Annotated in this window: 3 protein-coding genes; 1 reads left to right on the plus strand and 2 read right to left on the minus strand. The window is 70.1% G+C overall.

The window, feature by feature from the left end; translation table 11 throughout:
- Positions 1-97: 97 nt before the first annotated feature.
- The gene (locus tag VFX99_RS15610; protein WP_329667211.1) at positions 98-1,138 is read left to right on the plus strand and encodes a 1-aminocyclopropane-1-carboxylate deaminase; all 1,041 of its coding nucleotides are present in this window, start codon (positions 98-100) and stop codon (positions 1,136-1,138) included.
- 6 nt (positions 1,139-1,144) lie between these two features.
- Here the strand turns inward: VFX99_RS15610 and VFX99_RS15615 are convergent, their stop codons facing one another.
- Together VFX99_RS15615 and VFX99_RS15620 are read right to left on the minus strand one after the other, a co-directional pair.
- Positions 1,145-2,110, minus strand: coding sequence for a dihydrodipicolinate synthase family protein (locus tag VFX99_RS15615; protein WP_329667212.1), 966 nt, complete (start codon positions 2,108-2,110; stop codon positions 1,145-1,147).
- 7 nt (positions 2,111-2,117) lie between these two features.
- A partial coding sequence (locus tag VFX99_RS15620) for an NAD(P)/FAD-dependent oxidoreductase (protein ID WP_329667213.1) occupies positions 2,118-2,586 on the minus strand: 469 nt, incomplete at its 5' end.

Raw genomic sequence — 2,586 nt, forward strand, 5'->3', positions numbered from 1 at the left:
AGTGGCGACCCGGTCGGCACGGCGGAAGCGGTTCGCGAGAACTGGCTCACGCTGGCCACGCTCCTGGACGCCTCCTTTCCCGACGACGGAGCCCCGAATGAACCCTAGGACGTCTCCTGCCCCGACGACGGCCCTTGAGCGCTTCCCGCGCGAATCTCTCCTGTTTGGTCCCTCGCCGGTGCACAAGCTCGAGCGCTTGACCGCGCATCTCGGCGGCGCGGAGATCTGGGCCAAGCGCGAGGACGTCAACAGCGGCCTCGCGTACGGGGGCAACAAGACGCGCAAGCTCGAGTACCTCGTGGCCGACGCGCTTGCCCAGGGTTGCGACACGCTGGTGTCGATCGGCGGCGTGCAGTCCAACCACACGCGCCAGGTCGCCGCGGTGTCGGCGCGCATGGGACTCGGCTGCGTGCTGGTGCAGGAGAGCTGGGTCGACTGGCCCGACGTCGTCTATGACCGTGTCGGCAACATCCAGCTGAGCCGCATCATGGGCGCCGACGTGCGGCTCGTGCGGGCCGGGTTCGGCATCGGCTTCAAGGAGAGCTGGGAGCAGGCCCTCGAGGACGTGCGGGCCAGGGGCGGCAAGCCGTACGCGATCCCGGCGGGCGCCTCCGATCATCCGCTCGGCGGCCTCGGCTTTGCGCGCTGGGCGCAGGAGGTGGCAGCGCAGGAGGACGAGCTCGGCGTCTTCTTCGACACGATCGTCGTCTGCTCGGTGACGGGGAGCACGCAGGCGGGCATGATCGCGGGCTTTGCGGCGCAGGAGCGCGAGCGACGCGTCATCGGTATCGACGGCTCCGCGCGCCCGGAGGAGACGCTCGCCCAGGTCACGCGCATCGCCCGCAACACCGCCGAGCTGATCGAGCTCGGCCGCGAGCTGCGCGAGGACGAGATCGTGCTCGACGACCGCTACCACGGCGGCACCTACGGCATCCCGGACCAGCCGACGATCGACGCGATCCGGCTCGCCGGCAACCTCGAGGGCATGATCACCGACCCCGTCTATGAGGGCAAGTCGATGGCCGGCATGATCGACCTTGTCAAGCGCGGCGAGATCGCATCCGAATCGACCGTTCTCTACGCGCACCTCGGCGGGCAACCCGCGCTCAACGCCTACGGCGGAGCGTTCCTGCAGTGACGCCCCTCAGGGCTTGTAGGTCTGAACCGCGCCGGGCAGCTGGCTCCAGTCCGCGTACCACGCGTCGAACAGCGCGAGCTGGCTTTCGGCGTAGCCGCGCTGGCTCGGCGTCAGCTCGTCGGTCTCGTTGAAGTGCAGCTTGTACTCCGCCTCACCGCGCAGCTCGAGCATGTACTTGAAGTAGAGGACCAGGTCGGGCCCGACGTCGAAGGAGGCGAGCACGCCCATCGCCTGCTCGAGCTCGAGGGCGCGCAGGCGCGCCTCGGCCTCGCCCTTGGCCGCGGCCACGCAGAGGTTGGTCAGGTGCAGCACCTCGGTCGGCAGCACGTTGCCGATCCCCGTGATCGCGCCGGTCGCCCCGCAGTTGACGTAGCCGTGGAACACGCCGGTGTCGACGCCGACCGTCAGCGCGACGTTGTCGTCGGTGGCGCTGGTGATGGCCTCGGCGGCGTAGCGGAGATCGTCGTGACCGCCGAACTCCTTGAAGCCGACGAGGTTGGCGTGCTGCTTGCGCAGCTCGAAGAACAGGTCGGCACGGGTCGCGAAGCCGTAGTACGGGCTGTTGTAGATGACGGCCTCGAGGTCGGGCGCGGCGGACAGGATCGCGCTGAAGTGCGCCTTCTGCGCGGCCAGGACGGAGCCGCGCGAGAGCACGCGCGGGATGGCCATCAGGCCCTTGGCGCCGACCTGGCGGGCGTGGTCGGCGAGTGCGACCGCGGTGCGGGTGTTGATCGCGCCGGTGCCGACGATGACCGGGATGCCCGCACCGACCAGGCGCTCGACGCCCTCCATGCGCTCCGCGTCGGTCAGCAGCGGCCAGTCGCCCATCGAGCCGCAATAGATCACCGCGGACATGCCGTGGCCGATCAGCTCCTGGCCCTTGCGCACGAGCGCGTCGAAGTCGGGCGTGCGGTCCTCCGTGCACGGCGTCATGAGCGCCGGGAGGGTGCCGTTGAAGATGGAAGTGCTCATTGATCTCCTAGATGTCTTTGAGGATGTCGAGCCGCGGGTCCGGGCGGCCGTCGATGATGCCCCGCACCAGCTGACCGGTGATCGGCGCCAGCGTCACCCCGACCATGCCGTGGCCGCTCGCGACCAGCACGCCGCGTTCACGATCGGTCCAGCCGATCCTCGGCAGGCCGTCGTAGGTACAGGGCCGCGCGCCGGCCCAGCCGGCCGAGCGCGACGCGCCCTTCCACGAGGGCAGGGCCTCGATGCCGGCGCGGTGGATTCCATCAAGCCGGCGACGATCGACACCGGGACGCGGATTGCGATCGAGCACCATCGTCCCCGCCATCCGCAGGGCGCCCGGGAGCGGGGTGACGGCCACGCGCGCCTCGCTGAGGAACAGCGGACGCGACGGCATCGGTGCGCCGCTGGAGGTGAGGTCGACGCTGTAGCCGGTGCCGGAGATGATCGGCGTCCGCGGGACCAGCGCACGGGTCTCC

Origin of the sequence: Microbacterium sp., assembly GCF_036277215.1 — a bacterium.
In the GTDB taxonomy this organism is placed as follows: Bacteria; Actinomycetota; Actinomycetes; order Actinomycetales; family Microbacteriaceae; genus Microbacterium.